This is a genomic window from Acinetobacter sp. 148 (genome assembly GCF_031196675.1).
Taxonomy (GTDB): domain Bacteria; phylum Pseudomonadota; class Gammaproteobacteria; order Pseudomonadales; family Moraxellaceae; genus Acinetobacter; species Acinetobacter baumannii.
In genome coordinates this window covers 144378-170722 of the sequence record NZ_JAVIMT010000005.1, presented here as the reverse complement: position 1 = coordinate 170722, position 26345 = coordinate 144378, and the positions used below count along the sequence as shown (strand labels likewise).

Genomic DNA, 26345 nt, shown 5'->3' with positions numbered 1-26345 from the left:
CGTGAGTGACTACAATCTTTTTATGATGCTTTAATGTAGAAATTGAAACTTAAAAATGACTTAAATAAAAAATGATCTAATTTAGAGGCCTTATTTCATTATTATTTTTTAAATTTAAAAAATAAAAAAGACGAGGATAAGTTTAACCTCGCCTTTTCTATTTTTAGCTAAAAATCGTTCTTAGAAGCTATATTTAGCCATTAAACCAACACGGTTATCTTTGTAAGACTTACCAGCAAAGGTATCACGCTTACCGTTTACGTACTCAACGCCTAAATCGATTGGTTTAACTGGCGTATAGATAAAGTTGATCCATGCTTGTTGAACTTTTTCATTTGCAGAGGCATTTAATCTCGCATAATCAGTGCCATCATCAGAGAACTGAGCACCATACGCTAAAGTAGAACGTAAGTTAGGTAAAATCTTATAAGTTCCACCCACTTGTACAGCTACAAATTCATTTTGCTCAATAGAATTCCCATCTACTGCGTATGGAGAGTTACTACCATACAAGTAACTATTATCACCCACAACATATGATGCGTCAGCAAAGAGTTTTAAAGGATCAGACACTTTAAAGTCAGTACCAACTGCAACGCCCCAACCAGTTTTATCATCATCAGCAAGTTGTGATTTATAATTTTCTACAAGAACACGAGCTGAAGCAGAACCTCTGCCTTCTGCATAGCCTTGAGTGATTTTAGCAGTTAATGCTGGTAGGCTATACTTAATACTATCACCTGTTACCGAAGTAGTACTATCACCTTTTTCAGCAGAAACAAATAATTGTGTAGTTGGGCCTAGTTTGTAGTTATAGCGTACTTGAGGTACACGTTTAGTACCACCACCAATGTTTGTCGAGAAGTCGATCATTTCTGGTGCATGGTTAGCCAAGAAGTTTGAAGTCGTTTGACCAAACAACCAGTTGTTATAGGTTAAATAAGCATGGCGAATACGCAATGAGCCATTTGAATCTGTGGTTGAACCAGCAAAATCGACTTCGATTTTACCACCAACTTTGTCGTCTCCAACAGGTGTATTAAAATCTAAACCGAGGCGTGTTGTTTTAGCAGTCGCACGTAATTTATCATGTGTTTTACCGTCTGACTTACTTACATCACCAAAGTCGTTATCTGCACCTTCAATAATATAGTTAGCATCGCCACGAACAAAACCATAAAGGTTCACATCAGCGCCAGCTTTAGACTTAAATCCTGCTAATGGAGAAGCAGGTGCTGCCACAGGTTGAGGTTGCGCTTTTACTTCAGCTAACTGTACTTGCTGTTGCTGCTGTACTTGTTGCTGTTGTTGCTGTACTTGACGTTGTTCTTGAACTAATGCTTTTAATGCTTCAACTTCTTGACGAAGCTTTCGAATTTCCTCTTTATCAGAAGTTGCCGCATTTGCCCCACTCATCATTAAAGCTGTTACTGTAATAGCTAAACTTTTAACAACAAACGATTTACGATTAAGGAATAGATCCATCAAAGACTCCTAAAAATATATTTTATGCTGCCTGTCCATGCCAAGTTGATTCGTGTGACCATTAAGCACTAAAGAATCAACCATCCTCCAAATTTGATTGCATTAATTTTATTACCGCAATCAAAACCAATTTTAACGCTGGGTAAGATTAAAAATTCCGGTCCAAAAGAATCAGCATTTACTTTTTGGTTTACAGAACCTTTACCTTAACTTCATGTTGTAACGAATCCTACACAACTCTCTTATCTTATAGAATGATTAAATCATTATTTCATTATTCTTTTTTAGACTTTAGGCTAATATCCAATCTAAATGAATATTTTTTTGCCAGTCTTATTTGATTCACATGATTTTTCTTGTTATTCGCATCCACTTTTCTCCTTGCAGCTTCCTTTTGCTTTCCAAACAAGATGGCACAATTAATAAGCCATTTAAATAGCCAAAAATATACATTTTTAAAAGATTGGCTAAAAATATAAGTATGATTTTTTAGTGCAGCTTAGTTATATTTAAGTCTCTTTATTTCATCTACTTAATATTATTTTTTATACAGTTTTGGCAGCTTTCCATAAGTAAATAGGAATTAAAAAGAGTACCGCAATACTGACAATAGCTATCAAATAATGGAAATAACCAAGCGCATCTGCAATGACTCCACTAAAGCTATAAAGACCACCACTGACTGTCGCCATGACTGAAACCTGAAAAGTAAAATCGGTACCCGCATAGTTTTTTCGACTGTAATGCATAACCAAAGTTAACATCACAACCAGTAGCATGGCAGCAAAAGCATCTTCCAGGGCATTTACGGCATAGATAAGCCATGCATTTATTTTTATCTTTTGTTCATAAGCATAAGCCAAATACGCATAGCCCCCTAAACTCATAATTTTTAATATCGAAAAAGTCATTAATGCTGTGGACCTAGAAATATGTTTTAACATCCAGCCAGCAATAAGTGCCCCCAATAAAGCAGCAACAGCCCCAAGCATGGTGATGTAAATACCAATCTGAGTAAAACTTAAACCCATATCCACCATTAAAGGTTTAAGTAATGGCCCGGCTAAACCATCTGCGACCTTAAAAGTTATAAGGACGATTAACCAAGAACGAAGTTCCTTATTTTGAGAGAAGTACCCCAAGTAAGCTTTAATCTTTGTAACTAGACTTGGTTGGCTATATTGATGAGGTGAATGAGAAGTATGAGATGGCTCTTTAAATAGTAAAATAGGTAAGGTATTAATAAATACTAAAGCAGCTAATAATAGAAAAGTTGGTTGCCATGATAACCAGTCTAGGCACCATAACACGGCTCCCCCACCTACAATAAAACCAAGTCGGGAACCTACAACTTGAAAAGTATTTCCCCAATGTTGCTGATCGTGTTGCAATAAATTGACCGCTAAAGCATCGGTCGCGATATCTTGAGTTGCGCCTGTTAAGTTCATAAATAACAGGGTAATAAAAAATATAAAGAGATAAAGAGGCTGATCTAAAACTTGTATAGGGAAAAAAGATAAAATACAAAGTACACCCACCGTCAAAAACTGAGCAGGTAAAATCCAGCTACGATAGTGACCTAAATGCGAGATGGCATGTCGATCTACCCACGGCGCCCAAAATATTTTGATTGACCAAGGCAACATGAGCAGCCCAAAACCACCAATATGGGCAAGAGATACACCTTGAGCTCTTAATATGACAGGCAAGGCATGCGTCATAAAACCTACAGGCAAACCTTGTGCCCAATATAAGGAAAAGAGCAAAAGATAAAGATTTTGCTGTCGGAACATATATACCTACTTTTATTTATTTGTGCGGTAATAACATGAAATACCATGCGTGGTCTTACATTTTGCCAATGAAGCGCAGATTTCAAAAGATTAAGATAAAACAAAGGATGATTTAAAACTTAAAAATATGGAACAACATTTCCCTAATCTACCGTCTCAGGTTCCCCAACGTGGTAATGCTTTAAGTCGAGCATTATTTAAAAAACTCTTTTTGGCACAAGGTTGGACCATAGAAGGTGAAGTTCCCAACTTTCCTAAAGCTGTAGCCATTATTTCTCCACATACCTCCAATATTGATGGCTGGTATGGTTTTCTTGCCATTTTTGGACTCGGTATTCAAATTACGGTGCTAGGTAAAGACAGTTTATTTAAGCCACCTTTTAAACGGGTTTTAGATTGGGCGGGCGTTATTCCTGTAAAACGTGACTCGGCCAATGGTCTGACTGAACAAGTCGTTGCGACTATTCAACAGTATGACAAGATTTGGATTGGAATGGCGCCAGAAGGCACACGTAAGAAAGCAAAAAAAATGAAGAGTGGTTTTTACCATATTGCTGCAAAAGCCAATATTCCTATTGTGATGTTTTCTTTTGATTATGACCGTAAGACTATTCACGGCTTAGGCTATTTAACTCCAAGCGGAAATTATGATGAAGATCTCGCCAAGATTTTTGAACGTTATGAAGGAAAAATATCACCGAAAAATCGTAATTGGCTTGCAGAGCCTTTACAAAATCTTGTGAAAAAAACCTAGCAAAAATTGAACGAATCTGGTCTGATGGGCCATCTTAATTTATCTTGCCATAGATTGTTTTTCAAAGATGAAAATTGCTCAATTTGCCAGTATCGGATTTATCTCTTTAGCCCTATTCGGCTGTGATAAGTTCAGCAAAACACCAACACCGACCACTTCAGTTAAAGCGCGCGAACCAGTGATTGCACTTGCATTGGGTGGCGGTGGAGCAAAAGGATTTTCACATATTGGTGTCATCAAGGTTTTAGAATCACATGGTATTAAACCGAAAATTGTTACGGGTACAAGTGCCGGTAGCTTCGTAGGCAGTATCTATGCCAGTGGACAAACGCCTTATCAACTCCAAAATCTTGCGCTCAAATTGCAAGAGTCTGATATCCGCGATTTAACCCTGAATCGCCAAGGTATTATTCTTGGGCAAAAGCTACAGGACTATGTTAACCGTAACGTAGGCAATAAACCGATTGAGAAATTCCCAATTCGTTTTGCAGCGGTAGCAACTCGTCTTGATAATGGCCAAAAAGCAGACTTTATTAAAGGTAATGCAGGACAAGCTGTTCGTGCATCATGCAGTATTCCAAATGTGTTTGTACCAGCAACCATTGGTAAGCAGAAATATGTAGATGGCGGACTGGTTAGCCCAATTCCGGTCAAAACAGCACGTGATATGGGTGCTGATATTGTGATTGCAGTTGATATTTCTGCACGTCCGGCAGGAAACCGACCTGCGAATATGTGGGGATTGCTTGATCAAACCATTAATATTATGGGTCAACAAAGTATTAATGAAGAGTTAAAGCAAGCTAACGTGGTGATTCAGCCTAAAGTTGGGCATTTAGGTACACTCGATTTAAAATCAAGTAATGAAGCTATTTTAGAAGGCGAAAAAGCTGCTCAAGGTCAAATTCGCCAAATTGAAACTGCAATTGCAAATTTCAAAAAATCTCCAGCCGCATTTAAGCCTGCGCCACGTCCTAAATTTTAATTGAGGTGGTTTTTTTCTATCCACACTCTCCATCATCTGCTACAGTGGTAAAAGTGATATGAAATCACTTTTACCCATCATAAAGACATATAAAAGAGCAGATCTATGGAGTTTGTTGTAGAACCTTGGCACTGGTTTGTATTGGGTATCTTACTTATTCTTTCTGAGCTGATTCTCCCTGCCTTTGCCGCTCTCTGGTTTGGTATTGCAGCCATAATGGTTTGCTTTCTCTATTGGTTATTTCCAGATATCAGCCTTACTACTCAAATAGTGCTGTGGATTGTGTTATCGGTGCTATGTACCCTTCTCTGGTTCAAATTTATTAAGCCCTTATCTATTGATAAAACTAAAGCAGGTTTACCGCGAGAAGCGACGATTGGGCAAATTGGTATGGTGATTCAGACCGGACTTGCTCATGACCAAATTATTGTTCGTTTCCCTATGCCTATTTTAGGGGCCGATGAATGGAACTGCCGAAGCACCACCCCTGTTAAGGTCGGTGATCGGGTTCGAGTCATTGATATTTCGGGTAATGACTTAATTGTTCAGCCCCACAGCACTTCATAAACATTAAAGATAAAGAGAGGTTATTTTCATGCCAGTTGGTACTATTATTGTTTTAGCCTTTTTGGCTTTTGTTGCTGTTACCATTTTTAAAGGGGTACGTATTGTTCCTCAGGGTTATAAATGGATTGTTCAACGTTTAGGAAAATATCATTCTACGCTTAATCCGGGGCTTAACTTCGTTATTCCTTATATTGATGACGTGGCCTATAAAGTCACCACTAAAGATATTGTGCTTGATATTCCATCACAAGAAGTCATTACCCGTGACAATGCTGTATTACTCATGAATGCCGTGGCGTATATCAATCTGACTACACCTGAAAAAGCGGTGTACGGTATTGAAAACTATACATGGGCCATTCAAAATCTTGTACAGACTTCACTACGTTCAATTGTCGGTGAAATGGATCTAGATGATGCCCTATCTTCACGAGATCACATTAAAGCTAAACTAAAAGCTGCGATTTCTGATGATATTTCAGATTGGGGGATCACCTTAAAAACAGTAGAAATTCAAGATATTCAGCCATCTTCCACCATGCAAGCTGCCATGGAAGCTCAAGCCGCTGCTGAACGTCAACGTCGTGCTACAGTTACCAAAGCTGATGGTGAGAAACAAGCTGCAATTTTAGAAGCAGATGGTCGTTTAGAAGCATCTCGCCGTGATGCCGAAGCGCAGGTTGTTTTAGCAGAAGCTTCTCAAAAAGCGATTGAAATGGTAACAAGTGCCGTAGGTGATAAAGAAATTCCTGTTGCTTACCTGTTAGGTGAACAATACGTCAAAGCAATGCAAGATATGGCGAAATCAAGCAATGCCAAAACTGTTGTGTTACCTGCCGATGTTTTAAATACCATACGTGGCATTATGGGAAAGCATAATTAATTTAATTGCTTCAAATAAGTACTTGAAATAAAACGGTGACAATCATGTCGCCGTTTTTTCTTTTATATTATTGGTTGTTTAATCTTTTCTGATCTTTCAAAGGAAGCTTTTTTACGACCAAGTCATAAGAGTCGCCAATCAAATCTCGGAGAAAATCGCTTGTTAAATTTTGATGCGGTTTAATCGAAATCCAGTGTTTTTTATTCATGTGATAGCCGGGAATAATAAATGGATAGAGTTCCTGATATTCCTGACTTTTATAAGGGTCACATTTGACATTAATCATTTTTACGCCAGACACTTCCACTGTCAGCATAAACATTTTTTCTAAAATTTTAAAAACTTCATACTCTGGACCAAATGGATGAGTTTGCTCACTAAAAGGGAGATTACGCGCCGCCTCTATTGCGAGTTGATGAAGCTGTTCACCATTCATTCTTTTCTCCTGTATTCATTAAGTATGAATAGAAGTAGGAAGATTGATTTATGTTTTTATTAATTAGTACGAGCTAACAGGAATTGTGAAATCTCAACTAATTCTTTTGCGTTTTCACCGAAATGCGCTAAGGCTTCGAAAGCTTGATCATGCAATTCTTTAGCATAAATCTGTGCTTGCTCTAGTCCCATTAGAGCAGGATAAGTCGATTTTTGTACTTGTTCGTCTTTACCAGCGGTTTTGCCTAAAGTTTCAGTGCTCGACGTAATATCCAAAATATCATCTTGGACCTGAAAAGCCAGTCCAATTGCTTGTCCGTATTGACGTAGTTTTGGAATTGCCTGATCTGTACCCGAGAAAATTGTCACTGCCCCCATCATAATAGCAGCCTGAATAAGCGCACCCGTTTTATTACGGTGAATATTCTCTAGTTCGTCTTGAGAAATTTGCTTAGCTTCGGCTTGTAAGTCTAAAACCTGTCCACAAACCATTTTAGAACTAGCGGTAGCTAAAATTTGAATTTGCTTTAAGACAATTGCAGCATCCGTTCCCTGCCCTTGCTCATCAAACAAACGGCTGCCTAAAACTTCAAAAGCCATTGATTGTAAAATGTCACCCGCAAGTAACGCGGTATCTTCACCAAATGCAACATGACACGTTGGCTGACCACGGCGAAGCAAATCATTGTCCATACAAGGCAGGTCATCATGTGCTAAGGAATAACAATGGATGAGTTCAACAGCAACCGCAGCACGGCGAGCAGCCGCAAAATTTGGATTATCTTGTAAAGAAGCTGTAGCGTAACACAAAGCCGGACGCACACGTTTTCCACCGAGCATAACTGCATGGTGTACAGCGCTTTTTAAAGGTTCGGGAATTGAGAATGCAGCCAGTGTCGTCAATAAATCTTGTTGAATACGTTGTTGAGCTTGTTTTAAAACATCCGCATTAACTTGAGAGAGTGATGACACAGTCGCCTCGTAAAATCAGTAGAGAAATTTTATTGAATGTGATGAAACATTCATGTGCTACATCATACACGATTCACTGTAAAAAGTGCGTGATGAGTTATGGATGTCAGAAGTAAAAAGCCTCTCTAGGGTAGAGAGGCTTTTCATTTAAATGACTTTTAGAAACTGTCACCCGGAATGCGTACCCAACCTTCCATTAACACACGCGCACTACGACTCATAATGGCTTTTTTCACTACCCATTGGCCATTTGTAAGTTCAGCTTGGGCACCAACACGTAATGTTCCAGATGGATGTCCAAAACGTACTGCTTCACGCTCTCCGCCGCCAGCCGCTAAATTTACTAAAGTGCCTGGAATCGCAGCCGCTGTACCAATTGCCACCGCTGCTGTTCCCATCATGGCATGGTGAAGTTTGCCCATCGACAAAGCTCGAACGAGTAAGTCGACATCGTTCTCTGAAACGTTTTTACCGCTTGAAGCTGTGTACTTTTTTGGTTTAGAGACAAAAGCAATTTTTGGTGTGTGCTGACGTGCGGCTGCTTCTGAAATATCTTTAATTAAGCCCATCTGAACTGCACCATAGGCACGAATTTTTTCAAAACGTGCTAATGCTGCTGCATCACCATTAATATGATCTTGTAATTCAGTACCTTCGTAGCCTAAATCTTCTGCATTTAAGAAAATGGTTGGAATACCAGCATTAATAAATGTCGCTTGAAAACTACCAATTTCTGGAACATCTAATTGGTCAACAACATTCCCTGTCGGGAACATATCACCGCCCTCTTCACCATCATCGGCAGGGTCTAAAAACTCAATTTGAACTTCAGCGGCAGGGAAAGTTACCCCATCTAGCTCAAAGTCGCCAGTTTCTTGAACTTGGCCATTAGTGATAGGTACATGCGCAATAATGGTTTTTTGAATATTTTTTTGCCAAATTCGAACAGTACAGAGGCCATTTTCAGGAATACGATCGGCATCAACCAAACCATTTGAAATCGCAAATGAACCAACTGCAGCTGTCAAATTACCGCAGTTACCACTCCAATCTACAAAAGGCTGCTCTATTGAAACCTGCCCAAACAAATAGTCGACATCATGGTTTGGCTGTGTACTTTTAGCGAGAATAACGGTTTTACTGGTACTCGAGGTCGCTCCACCCATTCCATCAATTTGTTTTCCATAAGGGTCTGGGCTACCAATGACACGTAGCAAGAGTTGATCTCTTGCTTGACCTGCAACTTGAGCTTTTTCCGGCAAATCATCAAGTTTAAAGAATACACCTTTACTGGTTCCACCACGCATGTAAGTTGCTGGAATTTTAATTTGCGGTACGAAGCTCATATCAACTGTTATCCTTACTATTGTGTTTTTATATCTCAAAACAAGCAGACTTGTTTAGTCATTCGCTTCATCTTAAATCGTTTTATGATCAAGAGATAGCACTGTACTTTTATACATCAATCGTATTGACGCGGGTTTATTTTGGAAATTTCAATTCATGCCTGCAATGACCGAATAAAGCAAAATCATAAGAAAAAAAGTCTATCAAAAAATATATTTTTGGAAGATTTTTCAACCAATTTAACACGATTAAAAGCAAGTTTATGATTTTAAATATTTTTTATAGTTACTTTACAGTCATCCCTTGTTCAATTGTAGTCTAGGCTAAAATAAATCCATCTATTAGAATAATTTACTTATTCATTGTGAGTGAAGACCTTTGACCAACGAATCTTCTACACTTCAACGAGGACTAAAAAATCGACATATCCAATTAATTGCTATGGGTGGAGCAATTGGTACCGGATTATTTTTAGGCTCGGCGCAAGTGATTCAATCTGCGGGACCATCCATTATTTTAGGATATGCCATTGGTGGCTTAATTGCTTTTTTAATTATGCGCCACCTGGGAGAAATGATTGTTGAAGAACCTGTTGCAGGATCGTTCAGCCATTTTGCGTATAAATACTGGGGGAAATTTCCCGGATTTTTAGCTGGATGGAATTATTGGATGCTCTATGTTCTGGTTGCGATGAGTGAACTCACCGCGGTAGCCAAATATATTAATTACTGGTGGCCTCATATTCCAGCATGGACTTCTGTCTTATTTTTCTTTGTCGTGATTACGGCAATTAACCTAACAAACGTCAAATTTTATGGTGAGTCCGAATTCTGGCTCGCTATTATTAAAGTTGCTGCGGTTATCTCTATGATTGTTTTTGGCCTTTATTTGCTATTTACAGCAGATGTAGGTTCAAGCATTTCGTTTAGTAACCTTTGGTCTCATGGTGGATTTTTTCCAAATGGCTTTAGTGGCCTCTTCTATATGTTGGCTTTCTTAATGTTCGCCTTTGGTGGTATTGAACTGATTGGTATGGCCGCAGCAGAAGCAAAAGATCCGAAAAAAACCATTCCAAAAGCAATTAACCAAGTTGTTTTCCGTATCTTGATTTTCTATATCGGTTCACTAGCGATCTTACTTTCATTAGTGCCGTGGAACCAATTAGATCTAGGCGGACTCGATAAAAGTCCATTTGTTATGATTTTTAGTCAAATGGGTATTGGTTGGGCTGCACACTTACTGAACTTTATTATTTTAACCGCTGCTCTCTCTGTTTATAACAGTGGGATGTTTGCAAATAGCCGTATGCTTTACGGTTTAGCTCAACAAGGCAATGCACCAAAAATTTTCAAGAAAGTAAATAAACAAGGTGTACCTGTACCAGCAGTTTTGCTATCGGCATTACTCATTTTTGGCTGTGTTCTTTTAAATTACTTTGTACCAGAAGATGCTTTAAGCCACTTAATGTACATTGTTGTTGGAGCACTGGTATTGAACTGGGCGATGATCAGTATGACTCACCTCAAGTTTAAATCAGCAATGAAAAAACTCGGTCAAAAAACTCACTTTCCTGCACTTTGGGCACCGTTTAGTAACTATCTGGTTTTAGGTTTTATTGCTGTAGTACTCTACATTATGTGGAGTCAGGGCTTTAAAGAATCAGTGATGATGATTCCTATTTGGATCGTTCTCATGTTTATTTTGTTTAAAGTACTCAATGCCAAAGAACAGTAATCTAAAAGCTTGTACTTAAAACTATAAAAAGTCATTGCCTCGGCAATGGCTTTTTTGTTTATAATCAGAAAATTATGCGCCCTTAGCTTAACTGGATAGAGCAGTTGCCTCCTAAGCGACCGACGTGGGTTCGAGTCCCGCAGGGCGCACACTTTTAGTTAATTAATCCTTCACTTCAGCCAGCAATGTTTCAGCTGCAAGTTTGCCTAAATTATTAGAAGCAAGCGGACTATCGCCCGTTAACAATTTACGGTCTCGATGACATTGACCAGTAATGCCAGTGTTCAAAATCTTCACGCCGAGCTTTTCAAGGTTTTCACCGACTAACCACGGTAAAGCTCCAGGCATGTAACCAATATCAATATTCGCTCCCTTATCTAACGAATCAGGGAATACACAAATTTGATAATCTTTAAAAATATAATTCTCAGGCTGTTCATCTACTGCGGCAGCCAGTAACGAAGCTGGACCATGACATAACGTAATAATAAATTTGTCTTGTTCAACTGCCCATTTAAGAACTTTCTTCACTTCAAGGCTATGCGGAATCTTCGCTAATACCCCATGCCCACCCGGAATAAATACAGCCGCATATGGAGAGTTTTCACCGACTACATTTTCTAAAATATCGGCAAGTTTTAACGGATTTTTTAATTTATCTGCATATTTCTGGAAAGTATCTAATACTACTTGTTCTTGCTTTGGCATTGCCCACATTTCAAGTTTGGCTGGATTACCTGAAAGTGTCGCAACGTCAATTTCAAAACCAGCATTATCTAAATGGAACATTGGCAAAAGCATTTCTACTGGATGGTTTCCGGTAGAAAAGAACTTACCGTTTTGCATCTGGATATAGCGTTCATCAGTTGCAATCATTAAAACCTTTTTATTGCCCGCATACGGCGTTGGATAGGTTATGCCATCGTAATCTGTTTTAGGAGAAGTATATTGACTCAGTGAATATGGTGATGGGAAGAACGCATTATCTTCTGCCAAATCTGGAGTTGGATTTTTATCATTTGATGCTGGGGTATTCATAGTTACCATCCTTTAGAATTGAAGAGCGAAATAACAGCTTTAAGACAGTTATTATTTCTTATTAAATGTATATTCAGATCAAGAAACAGGTGCAACAAGCCAATAGAATTTGGCAATTTTTATATAGAAATAGGCACAATTAATAATTATAAAATTTCAGTTTAGGCAAACATATCATTCACCTAAACTGTCACAGATAAGATTAAGCATTCATCTCTAAAACGATCTTTCCAATATGGTCGCCCTGCTCCATACATGTATGAGCACTTTGTACATCTGAAAAAGCATACGTTTTATAAATTTGTGGTAAACACTTGCCTTGCTCCAATAACGGCCATACATGTTCATGTAAAGATTGAGCAATCTGTGCTTTTTCTTGGCTATTACGCGCTCGCATCGTTGAGCCTGTAATCGTTGCGCGTTTTAAAATCAGTTTTTGTAAATCAAATTCTTTTGCAATTCGACCTCCCATAAAGCCAATAATGATCAGTCGGCCATCACGTTTTAATAGATTTAAGTTTTTCTGAAAATAAGAGCCACCCACAATATCCAAAATAACATCAACACCTTGTTCTTGAGTATGGTTCAAAATTTCCTGCTCAAAATCTTGGGTTTTATAATTAATTGCTGTGGTTAAGTCAGAGAGTGCTTCAACTTTATCTTCACTACCAACAGTAGCAAAAGTTTTAATCCCTAAAGCATGGCAAATCGCTAAAGCAGTGGTTCCAATCCCACTTGCACCGCCATGAATCAGGGCAGTTTCATCGTTCTTTAAACGGCCAATATCAAATAGATTTGCCCATACCGTAAAAAAAGTTTCCGGAATCGCAGCAGCTTGAGTAAATGATAAATTCTCAGGTATTGGTAATACCTGAGTTGCAGTTACCGCACAGTATTCTGCATACCCCCCACCATTGGTTAAAGCACAAACCTTGTCCCCGACTTTAAACTGTTGCACTTGCTCACCCACAGCAACCACTACTCCAGCAACTTCAAGTCCAGGGATTTGAGTAACCCCTTTAGGCATTGGATATAACCCCATACGCTGTAAGACATCAGGGCGGTTAATTCCAGCGGCTTTAACCTCAATTAAAACTTCATCAGCTTGAGGTACCGGAACATTTGAATCTTGAAGTTTTAAAACCTCAGGTCCGCCAGGAACCTTAATTTCAACAATTTTCATGGTTGTCGGAAGATTCATTGATATGCTCCATGTTTGGTTTATATTTAAGACGTGTTGATTTACTTTAGTTTGTTGATAATTTAGGTGGAACTCCAAACAGCCGCTTAAACTCTCGACTAAACTGTGAGGCACTCACATATCCTACCTCATAGGCAGCTTCTGCAACGCCCATTTGGTTATTTAGGATTAGATCACGAGCCTTATGTAACCGAGTAATTTTGATGTACTGTAATGGAGAATAGTTGGTAACTTTCTTAAAAGCTTGATGAAAAAGCGAAACGCTCATTCCTGCTTGTTTAGCCAACTCCTGAACCGTTAAGTTACGATAATAATCTCTTTGAATAATTTCACAAATCGTATAAATCACTCCACTTCGGCTCATAATAGCCGAAAGGTTCTGGATAAAATCACCACCGCCAGCTTGTAAAACCCGATAAATAAGTTCGCGTTTCACCTGCTCTCCTAAGATTGCAGTATCTTGCTTGGAACGAAGTAAGTTCAACAAGCGTAAAGCAACATCAGATATAACCGAGTTCATTTCAATAATATTTAAACCACAGCTCAGTTTTATCTCTTTGTTATCAAAATCTTCTATAAGTGGTCGCTGCTCTTTATCCATTTTAGTCGCCAGCTCAGCCATCATTTGAGGTTCAAATTTAATCGCAATTGCAAGCATTGGTTCACGCTCAACCAACGTATCGCAATCAAAAGGAATAGCAATTGAGATAAATAAACACTGGCCTTGTTGAAACTTAAAAATATCTTTTCCAATATAAGCCCGTTTTACACCCTGAATGACTAAAACAATGGAAGGCTCTTGCAATACGGCAACCGGCTGTGTGGAATGATCTACCCTCATCAGGGTGATATTTGAAATATGAGTGGGATATAACCCCTCTTGAGGAGCCAAATACAAAAAAGCCTCTACCAAACTTTTCGTCAAGTCATTCTGTTGCATTGCTTTATTTTTTACGGGCTATTTAAGATTTACTATATCAATCAAACTAAAAGGAAAAAGTATTTCTTGGTAGTACTTTGTATAAATAAGCAAGTTAAAGCTATTTTTAGGCATAAAAAAACCTAGATTTCTCTAGGTTTTTTATCCTTAACCTGACTATTAAGCAGATAAGTTAAAGAACATAGCAGCAATTAGGATAATTACACCTAATACAATTCGATACCACGCAAATACACGTAATGTATGACGCTCAACGAAGAGTACGAGTGCTTTTACAACCAATAAAGCAGCAATAAATGCCGCAACAAAACCCACTCCAATATTAACCATATTGTCTGAAGTCAACACATCAGCATTTTTAATTAGGTCAAATGTCGCTGCACCTAGCATGGTCGGCATTGCAAGGAAAAAAGAAAACTCTGTTGCAGCTTTACGAGACAAGCCAGCAAACATCCCGCCTACAATTGTCGCACCTGAACGAGAGGTTCCAGGAATCATCGCAACACATTGAGCCAGACCAACTAAAAGCGCCTGTTTAAACGTGATCTTGGTCGCATCATCCGTTTTATGTTCAAATTGTTTAGATTCAACCCAGAAAATAATAAGCGCGCCGACAATCAGAGCAATCGCAACCACAATTGGGCTAAATAAAACACTTTTAATAAAGTCTACAGCTAAAACGCCAATAATCACTGCCGGGAAAAAAGCAATTAAGACACTAATGGCAAAATGGCGTGACTCGACATCACCACTAAAAAAACCTTTGATTAAGTTAATGATTTTCTGACGATATAACCAACACACTGCCAGAATAGCACCTAACTGGATCACTACTTCAAAGACACGACCGCCATCTGAATGGAAATCGATAATATGACCAAATAAAATTAAATGACCAGTACTCGAAATAGGTAAAAATTCAGTTAAGCCTTCAACAAAGCCTAGAAACAGTGCTTTTATAACTTCAAAATTTTCCATAACTTGCTCAAAGAAAGTTAGTTAATCACTAGAACGATCTAAAATTTATTTTATCGCCACAGTTAGCCTTTTATTTGGCCGAACTCGTGTTCAATATCAGATCATTTCTAGCATTTGTGGTTATTGCCTCTAGTGAAAGGCAGTTTATTTAAAGTGCGATAATGTATCACATCATAATGACAAACTTAGGTTAACTATCGTAAAAAGATAAAACTTGGTTAAAAATGGCCAAATTTTCTTTTGTTATAGATAAGTCTTTTACAATAGATGAGTTTAGAAAATCATCTTAAAAAGTCCTTAAAAAAACATGTTATTATTCCAATTAAATACAACTCATATCAAAAATTCAGACTGAATGAAAAATACCAAAATTAACGCACGTCATCTTATTATCGACCTCTTTCTTTCTTCTGCTTATCCTCAGCTCAGTATCAAACAAATTTTGGTTGCAGCTAAACTTTTTAACTTAAGTGAAAATGGTATTCGAGTTGCGACAACACGCTTGTTAAATGAAGGTATGATCCAGAGCGTAGAACGCGGAATCTATCAACTTTCTCCATCTGCAAAAGATTGGGCAAAAGTTATTCTCAATCGTAAAAATGGAATTAAACAAACTAAAGAATGGCAGCAGCATTATCTTGCCGTATTTACAGGAACCTTAGGCCGCATAGACCGAACAGCACTAAAAAAACGGGAACGTGCACTTCGTCAATTTGGTTTTAAAGAGCTGGAAACTGGTATTTACATCCGCCCAGACAATTTAGCTTATAGCTTTGAAAAAACCTGTGATGAGCTTGTTTTAGCAGGGCTAGAGAAAGAAGCAAAAATTTGTATTATTCAACATGTCGACTCAACAACGCTTAAGCAAATTTTTTCTTTATGGGATACCAAACAACTCGAAAAAAATTATGAAATGTATAGCCGAGATATTACACACTGGCTTGAAAATTATGCTCACTCCCCTTTAAACGATGCAGCAGTCAAGGCACTTCTTTTAGGAAGGGAAACAATTGCCTTACTCATGAATGACCCATTATTACCCGCACCATTTGTAAATGAATCTGCTCGTAATCAATTTGCTCAAGATGTACAGCAACTAGATGCAATTGGCCAGAAACTTTGGAAAAAAATATATGAACAGGAATTAAATTTATAGCCATCTGATTTATTTTTTTACAAACAAATATTTCACTTTTTAAATTTTTATGACTATATTTGTAATATAAAATATGGATACCAAACTCTAATTTGGGAGAATAAAAATGAATGCACAGGTGAGTGTTACCGATCTATTTAGCAGAGAAGAAATACAAGAGCTTACAGAACCTTCAGATGCATATGGCGCTTGGGCCGTTGCTAGCACATGGGCTGTTATTGGAGGAACATTTGCCAGCTTAATTATGATGTGGGATTACTTACCGAGTTGGGGGAAATTATTAGCATGTATGCTTGCTCTAGCTGTTTTAGCTGGCCGTCAGTTATGCCTCGCAATTTTAATGCACGATGCATCCCATAAAAGTTTATTCAAAAATAAGAAAATAAATGATTTCGTTGGAGATTGGCTATGTGCCCGCCCAATCTGGAACGACCTACAAAAATATCGTGTACACCATGTTCGTCATCACGCCAAAACATCTACACCAGATGACCCAGATCTTTCTTTAGTTGCAGGCTTTCCTGTCAGTAAAAAATCTCTTACTCGTAAATTCTTACGCGACTTAACCGGTATAACAGGATTAAAGTTTAGCTTAGGCCGTGTGCTGATGGACCTTGATGTCATGAAATGGACTGTAGCCAATGATCAAATCTGGTTAGACCGCAGTGATAAAAAATTTGTTGACTATGCAAAGAGTATTGCAAAAAACAGTACAGGCGCTATTGCAACCAACCTAGTACTTTATGGTGTTTTAAAAGCTTGTGGTCAACAACGTTTTTATTGGTTATGGCCTTTGGCTTATTTGACACCATTTCCATTATTTTTAAGAATTCGTTCAATGGCAGAACATGCAGGTATGCAAACCAGCAATACTGCTTTAACTAACACTCGTACCACACGTGCAGGTTGGATTGCGAGAAGCTTTGTAGCTCCTATTCATGTCAATTACCACATGGAACATCATTTAATGGCGTCTGTTCCATATTTTAAATTACCGCGTATGCACAAAATATTAAGAGAACGTGGGCATGTGCCCACTCCACCGAGCTATTTTGAAGTAATTCATACACTTTCATCAAAACAAGAGTTAACGAATTAAAATAGGGTTAGAAGACCACTTTCAAATTTGTGGTCTTCTTGATTATTCACTTATATCTAAATTTTTTAGTTTTAACTGAGTTTGATAATACTTCGGTGTCATTCCCATCCAGCGCTTAAATGCACGAGTGAAATGGGGTGTATCGGCATAGCCTAAACTTAATGCCACAGCTTCAATTGACATTAAACTATTTTGCAAAAGTTCTTGTGCATATTGCTTTCGAGTTAAATCAACTAATGCTGAGAAACTTGTATTCTCTATTGCCAAATACCGCTGTAGGCTACGTTCTGACATATTCATCATTTGGGCAACTTGCTTAACTTTTAATATTTCCCCCTGACTATTGATCAATAATTTTTTTATTACTTGGCTAATTTCTGCTTTCCATCCACTTCGTAACTTCAATTTATCAATATCTTTTTTACACTGTGCTTTCAGTAAAGGTGCCAGCATAGGATCAGCCGTGAGTACAGGCTGCATTAAATATTCTTTTGGAAAAATCCAAATATTATGTTTTTGCTCAAATAAACAACTTACCCCTAATTTATCTTTTATTTTTGAAAAACCTAGTGGTTCGGACATATTCAATTGCACTGTACCTAAAGAAGATAACCCTGTTAGATGTTTTGCGATGTGAACAAAACCTAATAACAAAAAAATAGTCGCATCTGAACTTAATTGAAAACTTTTTAAAGGTTGTTGAATAGACCAGTAAACATCGTCTTGCTCTTGCTTTAACTCGGGTTTAAAGGCATCACAACGCGAACCAATAAATTGTTCAAGTATTTTTAAAGCCTCTCCAAGATTTGCAGACACCATAGCTGCCATACCGACAGAACCATAACAAGAAGCTTTCATTTCCAATGCAAAATAACCCGCTAATGCTGGCTCATGAGTGAGTTGAATCGCATGCTCAAGTAAGTTATTTAAGGTATTAAACTCAACATACCAATACGTTTTTTTTAATTGTTCTGGTGTTACTCCACTACCCTCTAAAAACTGCTCACAAGAGATACCTCTGCGCTTAACGATCTCTGCTAATAAATTAATATAAGTTCCGGGTAATTCTGGAGTCATGAGCGGCCCATTAGAAAGCGTAATTGTGGCATTAAATGGTAAAAACTGTCAGTTTTTGAACTATGCCATACTTTTAAATTCAGGCATAGTCACTTAAGACAAACTGACTTAACTCTCCGACATTCCACTAAAAACTAATCTTATCTTTAAGAGTAAAGCCACTATGAATATCCTGATTGTTCATGCTCATCCAGAACCTCTGTCTTTTACAACTTCCCTAAAAACAACAGCACAGCAAACCTTTAAAAAATTGGGCCATCAAGTAGAAATTTCCGATTTATATGCAATGCAGTTTAATCCTGTTGCCTCTAAGGAAGATTTTTTAGAACTCAATCAACCTGATTATTTTAACTACGCATTAGAACAGCGAAATGCCACAAAACAACAACTTTTGTCTCCTGATATTCAAGTAGAAATTGACAAAGTAAAACGTGCAGATCTAGTTATCTTGAACTTTCCACTTTATTGGACTTCTGTTCCAGCAATTTTAAAAGGCTGGATTGATCGTGTATTTGTCTCTGGACTTTTTTATGGGGGTAAGCGGTTTTACAACCATGGTGGCATGGCAGGTAAAAAAGCAATGCTCTGTTTAACACTCGGTGGTAGAACACATATGTTTGGGGAAAATTCTATTCACGGACCAATTGAACATTATCTATCACCGATTCAACGCGGTACTTTGGCTTATACTGGCTTTGAAGTTCTTCCCCCATTCATTGCCTACCATGTACCTTACATTAGCCAAGAAGCACGTGAAACTATTCTTGAGGACTATGTCACTTATCTCACTCACCTTGACCAACTTGAACCCTTAAAATTTCCTAAACTTGAAGAATTTGATGAAAAGTTATATCCCCTCTAATACTATGTTTTAAATCTAAAAGACGCGATAACCGAATTCTTTTCTATTTCGGTTATCCCTTAAATAAAGCAAGCTTAAATCCAGCAATTAACTCCTCAAAAAATTTGACCAAATAGTAAAGAAAATACTCTCAATTTTTATCCAGCAAATAACAATATAAAACTGAATCAATAATATACATGTGTAGAGAAACTAGACTTATCCATTAAAAATGATGACTAATACTCATTTCATAATCAATCAATTCATATTTTTACAAAAAAATCTTTGACCATTTTTCTTGGATTTATGACAAAAATGTCATAAAAACAAGCAACTTTAATAATAGATAAAAAATATAAATATCAATTATTTAAATTAATTAAACAACAAAAATATTCCTTCATATTTCATTCATTATTGCCATTTTTTGTATAAAAAGTGAGTACTCTGCAGTTCATAGAACAGATTTACTCTTAGTGTAATTATGCTATTTTTGTTACATGGAGTTATCAATGCTTTGAAACTTGTAATTCAAAGCACTGAAGGCAACACAGTTTAAACGGTTTAACTCTGTTACTTTTAAAAAAATGTCTTGAAGTTCAAGGAAAGATTAAAAATGAAATTAAAACATCTGAGCACTGCAATGATTTTAGCAACGCTGCCTGCAACTGGGGTTTTTGCAGCAGCTTTAGATCGCTCTGGACAGTCAATGTCTGCGTTCTTCCAACCTGGCAATTACTTTGAAGCAGGTATTTCTGTTCTAGATCCTGATGTAGCTGGTAAAGAAGCTGGATCTAGTGCCACACGTCGTGATATTGGCGATATGGCGAATGACTACTACTTCCCAAGTGCTGCATTAAAATTACAAATTAATGACCAATTTTCTTTCGGTCTACTCTACGATCAACCATTTGGAGCAGATGCAGAATATTCAGGTAATAACGTATTCGTTTCTCAGCCAGGTTCTGATTCTGTTTTATCAGCCACTGCGATTGATGGGATTGTCACTAAAAAAGCAACTGAAGCTTTGCAAGCACAAGGTTTGCCTGTTAATGACCAAACTTTAGCTTTAGCAAAAGGTCAAGTTTTAGCAAGCCCTCAATTTAAACAACTTGCTGGCGCTCTTGCTGCGGCAAATAATTATTTAGGTAATGGCGGAACTAAAGTTAAAGTTGATACACAAAACTTATCTTTTGTATTTGGTTATCAACCAACTAAAAACTTTAACTTCTATGCAGGCCCTGTATTACAAACCGTTAAAGGTAATGTAAGTTTACGAGGTCAAGCTTATAGCCTTTATAATGGTTATGATGCAAGTATTAAAGAAACTACTGGTGCTGGTTGGTTAGCAGGGGCAGCTTATCAGATTCCTGAAATCGCACTTAGAGCATCTGTAACTTATCGTTCTGAAATTGATCATAAAGTGGATATTAATGAAAATCTATCTTTATTGAATTTCCCTGGTCTTACTTCAGTACTTACTGGTTTAGAAGTTCCAGCATCTAAACTTCAGGCAATTAATTCATCTGGTAAAACTACAATCACAACACCACAGTCTGTTAACCTTGATTTTCAAACAGGTATCATGGCTGATACAGTTGCGTTTGCCAATGTACGCTGGGTGAACTGGAAAGATTTCTCAATTCAGCCATATAAATTTGGCAAAGTCTCAGAAGCTGTAGGTGGTCTTGTTGGACGTCCAAATGGCTTCAACCTAGTGGAATATTCTGATGATCAATGGTCTGTGAACGCTGGTGTAGGCCGTAAACTTAATGATAAATGGGCTGGTAATGTCTCTGTAGGTTGGGACTCTGGTGCAGGTAATCCTGTAACAACATTAGGACCAACAGAAGGTTACTGGAACGTAGGTTTAGGTGTTCAATATAGCCCTACTCCACAAACTTTCATTGCTGGTGGTGTAAAATACTTCTGGTTGGGTGATGCTAAAGCTCAAACAGGTGCACAAGCAGGCAGTGATCAATATGTTGCAGACTTCTCTGATAACGATGCTATCGCTTACGGTTTAAAACTTGGTTATAAATTCTAAGTTTCAAAAACCAATCTAAATAAAAAAGGCGCTATAAGCGCCTTTTTTATTGTCCATTTGTTCTTTCTTAAGCCGGAATATTGCGTTGTGAAACTGAACGGATTGCTTCTTTTAATGCATCATAACCATTGATTGCAGGAAACTGCGGGAACTCTGCAATAACATTTGCAGGCGCATCAAACAAGAAACCATGGTCGGCTTCACCAAGCATCGTTGTATCGTTATATGAATCACCTGCTGCAATCACACGGAAATTCAAACCATGTAGTGCTTTAACCGACTCACGTTTTTGGTCAGGTTGGCGAAGTTTATAAGCGGTAATCATACCATTTTCATCTGTCTCTAATTTATGACAGAAAATTGTTGGCCAGCCTAATTGCTTCATTAAAGGATGAGCAAACTCATAGAAAGTATCCGACAAAATGACCAGCTGGAAATGATTGCTCACCCATTCAACAAACTCTTTTGCACCTGGTAGTGGCCCCATCTCGGCAATAACTTCTTGGATGTCTTTTAAGCCTAAACCGTGTTGTTTTAGGATATTCAGACGCTGAGTCATTAAAACATCATAATCCGGAATATCACGAGTTGTTGCTTCTAGTTCTTTAATCCCTGTTTTTTTTGCGAAATTGATCCAAATTTCAGGAACTAAAACTCCTTCAAGATCTAGGCATACGATTTCCATGAATGCTTCCAACGTTGGTTAAAAATTGCTGTATCATACCATTAAGATTTTCAGTTTTGCGTTGTTATTGATCAAATCAATTTTATTCATAAGGATTGAAATTAAAGTGCTAAGCAAATTATTCACTATCCTTTAGAATATTTTTCATAACTCAATGCGCCCAAGCCTTTTGCCAGGAACACACATGACCGTTATTCCGACTATTGATATCGTAGATGCTCTTGCTGCTGAATATGCAACCAAAAGCCCTCGAGAAATTTTAGAACTTGCCTTAAGCCAACAAGGTGAAATTGCAATTTCGTTTTCGGGAGCAGAAGATGTTGTGTTAATTGATATTGCTTCACGCTTAGGCAAACCTTTCCGTGTATTTAGTCTCGACACAGGCCGCCTGCATGCCGAAACTTATCAATTTATTGAAACTGTCCGTAAACACTACAATATCAATATCGAAATTTGTTTCCCTGAATCTGAAGCTGTTCAAAACATGGTAAACGAAAAAGGTTTATTTAGCTTCTTTAAAGATGGACATCAAGAATGCTGTGGCATTCGAAAAGTTCAACCTTTACGTAAGAAACTAGCGACCTTAGATGGCTGGATTACAGGTCAGCGTAAAGATCAGAGCCCTGGTACACGTACTGAAATTCCAGTGGTGCAAGCTGATGCAGGCTTCTCTGGTCCGGGTAAGCAACTTATTAAATATAATCCGCTTGCGAACTGGTCTAGCGCCGATGTGTGGAGTTATATCCGCATGATGGAAATTCCATATAACCCTCTACACGAGCGTGGTTTTGTTTCGATTGGTTGTGAGCCATGTACACGTCCAGTACTTCCAAATCAACATGAACGTGAAGGCCGTTGGTGGTGGGAAGAAGCAACACAAAAAGAATGTGGCTTACATGCAGGTAACTTGAAAAAATAGTTCGGTATAAAAAAACCACTGATGAATCAGTGGTTTTTTTACAGTTATATCTCGTACACAAAGTCATATTTAATCTGTAATAAACGCTATATACTAAATTTACGGTTCTATAATTCTAATAAGAGCTCAGTTAAGGGCTTCTTAGAAAAAAGCATGAGGCACAACGAGTTATGCGTCCATTACACCCTATTGATTTTATTTTTCTATCACTAGAAAAAAGACAACAACCGATGCATGTTGGCGGATTGTTTTTATTTGAAATACCTGAAAATGCCCCTGAAACTTTCGTTCATGATTTAGTAGAAGAAATTCGCCAATCTAAAAGTATTCCTGTTCCACCCTTCAATAACCGTTTAAATGGTCTATTTTGGGATGAAGATGAAGAGTTCGATATCGACCACCATTTTCGCCATATTGCCTTACCTCATCCTGGCCGGATTCGTGAATTACTGGTTTATATTTCCCAGCAGCACAGCTCTTTAATTGATCGTGCAAAACCACTTTGGACGTGTGACATTATTGAAGGGATCGAAGGCAATCGTTTCGCGATGTACTTTAAGATTCATCATGCCATGGTTGATGGTGTTGCAGGCATGCGCTTAATTGAGAAGTCGCTGTCAAAAACGCCGGAAGAAAAACATGTGGTTCCACTTTGGTGTGTAGAAAGTAAAAGAACAAAACGCTTAAAAGTACCAAAACCAAGCACAAGTAAGATCAAAAGTATTTTAGGTGGTATCAAATCACAGCTTGAAGTGACCCCTAAAGTTATGCAGGAATTATCGCAAACCATTTTTAAAGAAATGGGTAAAAATCCTGATTACGTCTCCACCTTTCAAGCTCCGGTTTCAATTTTAAATCAACGTGTAAGTGCTTCACGTCGCTTTGCAGCTCAATCTTTTGAATTAAGCCGTCTTAGAAAAATTTCTAAAGCACTTGGTGTAACGATCAATGACGTCGTACTTGCTGTGTGTTCTGGGGCATTACGTGAATATCTGATTAGTCACAACAGCCTGCCTAGAAAGCCTCTGATTGCCATGGTTCCTGCTTCCCTACGCACAGATGACTCTGACGTGAGCAATCGTATTACCATGATTTTGGCAAATTTAGGAACCCATAAAGATCAGCCACTAGAGCGGCTCGAGATCATTCGTCGTAGTATGCAAAATTCAAAGCAACGCTTTAGCCGCATGACCGCGAATGAGATTTTAAACTATAGCGCTGTTGTTTATGGTCCAGCTGGACTTAACATCATGTCGGGGATGCTTCCTAAGCGTCAGGCATTCAATTTAGTGATTTCCAATGTACCTGGCCCACGTGAGCCGCTTTATTGGAATGGTGCGAAATTAGATGCACTCTACCCTGCTTCTATTGTCATGGACGGGCAAGCGCTCAATATTACAATGACAAGCTATCTGGATAAGCTTGAAGTAGGTTTAACAGCATGTCGAAATGCTTTACCTAAAATGCAAAACCTTTTAACGCATCTTGAAGATGAGATTCAACGGTTTGAAGAAATTATTGAAGAGAAACAGCTGAAACATCATTCAGCGAGTTAGGAAAAATTAAGGGGCTTTAAAATGGCCCCTTATTTTTTAATTGCGCGGCACTGGTTAAGCAACTGATGACATACTGAACGAATCATTGCAGTTGTGATTGGTACTTCTTTACCTTGGTCATTCAACATATAGCAGCTATTGACTGGCGTGCTTTCTAAAACATGTTTAAGACCGTTGCTAATTAAGTTTTCACTTACATTCATGGGTTATACCTCTTATTGTTTGCTAAGACGTTTAATAGGGAGAACGTCTAGGGCTACTGTATGTAAGTAGTATTTAAAATTCATGAATGAAAGTAAAATTTCAGTTGTAACAAGGATTAAGCGATATCTTGTTACAACTTTAACTTAAAATGATATCGTATTGCTCTTGCGTATATAAATTTTCGACCTGAAATTTAATAACTCTGTTGATAAAATGCTCTAAATCCGCCACTGCAGGTGCTTCTGCTGTTAATAATCGGTCAATCACGGATGGATGAGCAACGACAGTAAAGCCACTCGTAGACTCAAATGCACGGGTGTAGCGTAATATCTCTCGAAATATTTCGTAACACACTGTCTCTGCAGTTTTGACAAAACCACGTCCCTGACACGTTGGACACGATTCACATAACAAGTGTTCTAATGATTCACGTGTACGTTTACGTGTCATTTCTACCAGACCAAGTTCAGAAACCTGTGTGATTTTGGTCTTGGCATGATCACGTTCAAGCATTTTTTCAAATTGACGCATCACTTCTTCACGATGAATCGCTTCTTGCATGTCAATAAAATCAATAATGATAATGCCGCCTAGATTTCGTAGTCTAAGCTGACGCGCAATCACCTGAGTCGCTTCCATGTTGGTCTTAAAGACAGTGTCTTCAAGGCTACGGCCACCAACATAAGAGCCTGTATTGACATCTATTGTGGTCATCGCCTCAGTCTGGTCAATCATTAAATAACCGCCAGACTTTAAAGCAACGCGTGTTTGCAGTGCTTTTTGGATATCTTCTTCAACGTTGTAAAGATCAAATAATGGACGCTCACCTGGGTAATGAATCAGGCGACTTTGCATATTCGGAACAAACTCATCTACAAACTCACGCAGTTTGCCGTGAATCTCTCTCGAATCGACATAAATCTTTGCGGTTTCTTCACTTGCCAGATCACGGATAATTCGTTGCGGCAGCGGTAGTTCCTCAAAAATTAAGGAAGGTACTGCCACATCAACTTGCTTACGCTGAATATATTCCCATAACTTACTGAGGTAGCACATATCTTGTGCAATTTCGGCTTCATCTACCCCTTCAGCAGCAGTACGAACAATTACGCTACCGGGTAAATTATGCTCCGCCTGAATGCTCTCAATAATATTACGTAGCCGATCACGCTCTTCTTCAGACTCAATGCGCTGAGAAACACCAATATGGTTACCATATGGCATAAGAACTAAATAGCGAGAAGGAATTGAAAGATCTGTGCTCAGGCGAGCACCTTTAGTACCGAGCATATCCTTCATCACCTGAACGGTAAGAATCTGCCCTGGATGAAGTAGTTCAAACACATTTGGAGTTGGCTGTGAACGTGGCCAAACCATATCATTAATATGCAAAAAGGCCGTTCTGGATAAACCGATATCAACAAAGGCCGCTTGCATACCCGGAAGCACGCGTACAACTTTACCTTTGTAGATATTGCCGACAAGTCCACGTTTAACTGTACGTTCAACATACAGCTCATTAACAGTTCCATTTTCGATTAATGCCACCCGACACTCCATAGGTGTGACATTAATAAGTAGTTCTTCTGACATACATAAACTCAAAGCATTATAAAATTTTTATTAAAGAGTCAGAGGGACTGTTA

General features: G+C 38.1%; 24 protein-coding genes and 1 tRNA gene. 12 read left to right on the top strand and 13 right to left on the bottom strand.

Going from position 1 to position 26345, the window contains the following annotated elements:
- Positions 1–180 precede the first annotated feature (180 nt).
- Entirely contained in the window at positions 181–1485 is a 1305-nt protein-coding gene (locus RFX69_RS00835; RefSeq protein ID WP_289332948.1) for a DcaP family trimeric outer membrane transporter, read from the bottom strand.
- Between the two features lie 545 nt (positions 1486–2030).
- Positions 2031–3278: an MFS transporter gene (locus RFX69_RS00830; RefSeq protein ID WP_199989123.1), complete on the bottom strand. Its 1248-nt coding sequence runs from the start codon at positions 3276–3278 to the stop codon at positions 2031–2033.
- A gap of 127 nt (positions 3279–3405) precedes the next feature.
- Between RFX69_RS00830 and RFX69_RS00825 the strand changes: the two genes are divergently transcribed.
- The 4 genes from RFX69_RS00825 to RFX69_RS00810 all read left to right on the top strand — a co-directional run bounded on the left by RFX69_RS00825 (position 3406) and on the right by RFX69_RS00810 (position 6467).
- Positions 3406–4032 (top strand): lysophospholipid acyltransferase family protein, encoded by a 627-nt coding sequence (locus RFX69_RS00825; RefSeq protein WP_289332947.1) that lies wholly within the window; start codon positions 3406–3408, stop codon positions 4030–4032.
- Between the two features lie 67 nt (positions 4033–4099).
- Positions 4100–5017, top strand: coding sequence for a patatin-like phospholipase family protein (locus RFX69_RS00820; protein ID WP_000684973.1), 918 nt, complete (start codon positions 4100–4102; stop codon positions 5015–5017).
- A gap of 105 nt (positions 5018–5122) precedes the next feature.
- Complete coding sequence (locus tag RFX69_RS00815; protein WP_000397562.1) at positions 5123–5584, top strand: NfeD family protein; 462 nt, start codon at positions 5123–5125, stop codon at positions 5582–5584.
- Between the two features lie 28 nt (positions 5585–5612).
- Complete coding sequence (locus RFX69_RS00810; RefSeq protein ID WP_001143941.1) at positions 5613–6467, top strand: SPFH domain-containing protein; 855 nt, start codon at positions 5613–5615, stop codon at positions 6465–6467.
- 67 nt (positions 6468–6534) lie between these two features.
- On the opposite strand, the gene RFX69_RS00805 is transcribed toward RFX69_RS00810, so the two are convergent.
- The 3 genes from RFX69_RS00805 to prpF all read right to left on the bottom strand — a co-directional run bounded on the left by RFX69_RS00805 (position 6535) and on the right by prpF (position 9220).
- Positions 6535–6903: an MmcQ/YjbR family DNA-binding protein gene (locus RFX69_RS00805; protein WP_272236012.1), complete on the bottom strand. Its 369-nt coding sequence runs from the start codon at positions 6901–6903 to the stop codon at positions 6535–6537.
- A gap of 59 nt (positions 6904–6962) precedes the next feature.
- The gene (locus tag RFX69_RS00800; RefSeq protein WP_000097113.1) at positions 6963–7874 is read right to left on the bottom strand and encodes a polyprenyl synthetase family protein; all 912 of its coding nucleotides are present in this window, start codon (positions 7872–7874) and stop codon (positions 6963–6965) included.
- A gap of 158 nt (positions 7875–8032) precedes the next feature.
- Positions 8033–9220: a 2-methylaconitate cis-trans isomerase PrpF gene (gene prpF, locus RFX69_RS00795; protein WP_114225743.1), complete on the bottom strand. Its 1188-nt coding sequence runs from the start codon at positions 9218–9220 to the stop codon at positions 8033–8035.
- Between the two features lie 379 nt (positions 9221–9599).
- Here prpF and RFX69_RS00790 point away from each other — a divergent pair, with 379 nt between their 5' ends.
- Positions 9600–10955, top strand: a complete 1356-nt coding sequence (locus RFX69_RS00790) for an amino acid permease (protein ID WP_002016863.1) — start codon at positions 9600–9602, stop codon at positions 10953–10955.
- 76 nt (positions 10956–11031) lie between these two features.
- A tRNA-Arg gene (locus RFX69_RS00785) sits at positions 11032–11104 on the top strand.
- Between the two features lie 13 nt (positions 11105–11117).
- Here the strand turns inward: RFX69_RS00785 and hchA are convergent.
- From hchA to RFX69_RS00765, 4 genes are all read right to left on the bottom strand, one after another.
- Complete coding sequence (gene hchA / locus RFX69_RS00780; RefSeq protein ID WP_289332913.1) at positions 11118–11993, bottom strand: glyoxalase III HchA; 876 nt, start codon at positions 11991–11993, stop codon at positions 11118–11120.
- Between the two features lie 202 nt (positions 11994–12195).
- Positions 12196–13194, bottom strand: coding sequence for an NAD(P)H-quinone oxidoreductase (locus tag RFX69_RS00775; protein ID WP_289332912.1), 999 nt, complete (start codon positions 13192–13194; stop codon positions 12196–12198).
- Between the two features lie 46 nt (positions 13195–13240).
- Positions 13241–14134, bottom strand: a complete 894-nt coding sequence (locus RFX69_RS00770; protein WP_001186876.1) for an AraC family transcriptional regulator — start codon at positions 14132–14134, stop codon at positions 13241–13243.
- 159 nt (positions 14135–14293) lie between these two features.
- A complete protein-coding gene (locus RFX69_RS00765; protein ID WP_000426931.1) occupies positions 14294–15112 on the bottom strand; it encodes an undecaprenyl-diphosphate phosphatase in 819 nt (272 codons plus the stop codon).
- Between the two features lie 355 nt (positions 15113–15467).
- On the opposite strand from RFX69_RS00765, the gene RFX69_RS00760 reads away from it, so the two are divergent.
- Together RFX69_RS00760 and RFX69_RS00755 are read left to right on the top strand one after the other, a co-directional pair.
- Positions 15468–16268 (top strand): PaaX family transcriptional regulator C-terminal domain-containing protein, encoded by an 801-nt coding sequence (locus tag RFX69_RS00760; protein WP_000799166.1) that lies wholly within the window; start codon positions 15468–15470, stop codon positions 16266–16268.
- A gap of 106 nt (positions 16269–16374) precedes the next feature.
- The gene (locus RFX69_RS00755; protein ID WP_174757433.1) at positions 16375–17367 is read left to right on the top strand and encodes a fatty acid desaturase family protein; all 993 of its coding nucleotides are present in this window, start codon (positions 16375–16377) and stop codon (positions 17365–17367) included.
- 42 nt (positions 17368–17409) lie between these two features.
- On the opposite strand, the gene RFX69_RS00750 is transcribed toward RFX69_RS00755, so the two are convergent.
- Complete coding sequence (locus RFX69_RS00750) at positions 17410–18444, bottom strand: AraC family transcriptional regulator (RefSeq protein WP_289332911.1); 1035 nt, start codon at positions 18442–18444, stop codon at positions 17410–17412.
- A gap of 163 nt (positions 18445–18607) precedes the next feature.
- On the opposite strand from RFX69_RS00750, the gene RFX69_RS00745 reads away from it, so the two are divergent.
- Together RFX69_RS00745 and RFX69_RS00740 are read left to right on the top strand one after the other, a co-directional pair.
- The gene (locus RFX69_RS00745) at positions 18608–19306 is read left to right on the top strand and encodes an NAD(P)H-dependent oxidoreductase (protein ID WP_001023288.1); all 699 of its coding nucleotides are present in this window, start codon (positions 18608–18610) and stop codon (positions 19304–19306) included.
- Between the two features lie 598 nt (positions 19307–19904).
- Positions 19905–21335: an OmpP1/FadL family transporter gene (locus RFX69_RS00740; RefSeq protein WP_000768268.1), complete on the top strand. Its 1431-nt coding sequence runs from the start codon at positions 19905–19907 to the stop codon at positions 21333–21335.
- 67 nt (positions 21336–21402) lie between these two features.
- On the opposite strand, the gene thrH is transcribed toward RFX69_RS00740, so the two are convergent.
- Positions 21403–22020 (bottom strand): bifunctional phosphoserine phosphatase/homoserine phosphotransferase ThrH, encoded by a 618-nt coding sequence (thrH, locus tag RFX69_RS00735; RefSeq protein WP_000406996.1) that lies wholly within the window; start codon positions 22018–22020, stop codon positions 21403–21405.
- 184 nt (positions 22021–22204) lie between these two features.
- Here thrH and RFX69_RS00730 point away from each other — a divergent pair, with 184 nt between their 5' ends.
- Together RFX69_RS00730 and RFX69_RS00725 are read left to right on the top strand one after the other, a co-directional pair.
- On the top strand, positions 22205–22939 hold the full coding sequence (locus RFX69_RS00730; protein ID WP_005127993.1) for a phosphoadenylyl-sulfate reductase: 735 nt from the start codon (positions 22205–22207) through the stop codon (positions 22937–22939).
- 170 nt (positions 22940–23109) lie between these two features.
- Entirely contained in the window at positions 23110–24495 is a 1386-nt protein-coding gene (locus RFX69_RS00725; protein WP_001247581.1) for a wax ester/triacylglycerol synthase family O-acyltransferase, read from the top strand.
- Between the two features lie 29 nt (positions 24496–24524).
- Here the strand turns inward: RFX69_RS00725 and RFX69_RS00720 are convergent, their stop codons facing one another.
- Together RFX69_RS00720 and rng are read right to left on the bottom strand one after the other, a co-directional pair.
- Positions 24525–24698, bottom strand: a complete 174-nt coding sequence (locus tag RFX69_RS00720; RefSeq protein ID WP_001103036.1) for a PA1571 family protein — start codon at positions 24696–24698, stop codon at positions 24525–24527.
- Between the two features lie 139 nt (positions 24699–24837).
- On the bottom strand, positions 24838–26292 hold the full coding sequence (gene rng / locus RFX69_RS00715; protein WP_001288187.1) for a ribonuclease G: 1455 nt from the start codon (positions 26290–26292) through the stop codon (positions 24838–24840).
- Between the last annotated feature and the right edge of the window lie 53 nt (positions 26293–26345).

What these genes read in the sequence shown, in the direction of transcription:
- RFX69_RS00835 (WP_289332948.1), bottom strand. Translation starts at nt 1,485, where the DNA reads ATGGATCTATTCCTTAATCGTAAATCGTTTGTTGTTAAAAGTTTAGCT.
- RFX69_RS00830 (WP_199989123.1), bottom strand. Translation starts at nt 3,278, where the DNA reads ATGTTCCGACAGCAAAATCTTTATCTTTTGCTCTTTTCCTTATATTGG.
- RFX69_RS00825 (WP_289332947.1), top strand. Translation starts at nt 3,406, where the DNA reads ATGGAACAACATTTCCCTAATCTACCGTCTCAGGTTCCCCAACGTGGT.
- RFX69_RS00820 (WP_000684973.1), top strand. Translation starts at nt 4,100, where the DNA reads ATGAAAATTGCTCAATTTGCCAGTATCGGATTTATCTCTTTAGCCCTA.
- RFX69_RS00815 (WP_000397562.1), top strand. Translation starts at nt 5,123, where the DNA reads ATGGAGTTTGTTGTAGAACCTTGGCACTGGTTTGTATTGGGTATCTTA.
- RFX69_RS00810 (WP_001143941.1), top strand. Translation starts at nt 5,613, where the DNA reads ATGCCAGTTGGTACTATTATTGTTTTAGCCTTTTTGGCTTTTGTTGCT.
- RFX69_RS00805 (WP_272236012.1), bottom strand. Translation starts at nt 6,903, where the DNA reads ATGAATGGTGAACAGCTTCATCAACTCGCAATAGAGGCGGCGCGTAAT.
- prpF (WP_114225743.1), bottom strand. Translation starts at nt 9,220, where the DNA reads ATGAGCTTCGTACCGCAAATTAAAATTCCAGCAACTTACATGCGTGGT.
- hchA (WP_289332913.1), bottom strand. Translation starts at nt 11,993, where the DNA reads ATGAATACCCCAGCATCAAATGATAAAAATCCAACTCCAGATTTGGCA.
- RFX69_RS00775 (WP_289332912.1), bottom strand. Translation starts at nt 13,194, where the DNA reads ATGAATCTTCCGACAACCATGAAAATTGTTGAAATTAAGGTTCCTGGC.
- RFX69_RS00770 (WP_001186876.1), bottom strand. Translation starts at nt 14,134, where the DNA reads ATGCAACAGAATGACTTGACGAAAAGTTTGGTAGAGGCTTTTTTGTAT.
- RFX69_RS00765 (WP_000426931.1), bottom strand. Translation starts at nt 15,112, where the DNA reads ATGGAAAATTTTGAAGTTATAAAAGCACTGTTTCTAGGCTTTGTTGAA.
- RFX69_RS00760 (WP_000799166.1), top strand. Translation starts at nt 15,468, where the DNA reads ATGAAAAATACCAAAATTAACGCACGTCATCTTATTATCGACCTCTTT.
- RFX69_RS00755 (WP_174757433.1), top strand. Translation starts at nt 16,375, where the DNA reads ATGAATGCACAGGTGAGTGTTACCGATCTATTTAGCAGAGAAGAAATA.
- RFX69_RS00750 (WP_289332911.1), bottom strand. Translation starts at nt 18,444, where the DNA reads ATGACTCCAGAATTACCCGGAACTTATATTAATTTATTAGCAGAGATC.
- RFX69_RS00745 (WP_001023288.1), top strand. Translation starts at nt 18,608, where the DNA reads ATGAATATCCTGATTGTTCATGCTCATCCAGAACCTCTGTCTTTTACA.
- RFX69_RS00740 (WP_000768268.1), top strand. Translation starts at nt 19,905, where the DNA reads ATGAAATTAAAACATCTGAGCACTGCAATGATTTTAGCAACGCTGCCT.
- thrH (WP_000406996.1), bottom strand. Translation starts at nt 22,020, where the DNA reads ATGGAAATCGTATGCCTAGATCTTGAAGGAGTTTTAGTTCCTGAAATT.
- RFX69_RS00730 (WP_005127993.1), top strand. Translation starts at nt 22,205, where the DNA reads ATGACCGTTATTCCGACTATTGATATCGTAGATGCTCTTGCTGCTGAA.
- RFX69_RS00725 (WP_001247581.1), top strand. Translation starts at nt 23,110, where the DNA reads ATGCGTCCATTACACCCTATTGATTTTATTTTTCTATCACTAGAAAAA.
- RFX69_RS00720 (WP_001103036.1), bottom strand. Translation starts at nt 24,698, where the DNA reads ATGAATGTAAGTGAAAACTTAATTAGCAACGGTCTTAAACATGTTTTA.
- rng (WP_001288187.1), bottom strand. Translation starts at nt 26,292, where the DNA reads ATGTCAGAAGAACTACTTATTAATGTCACACCTATGGAGTGTCGGGTG.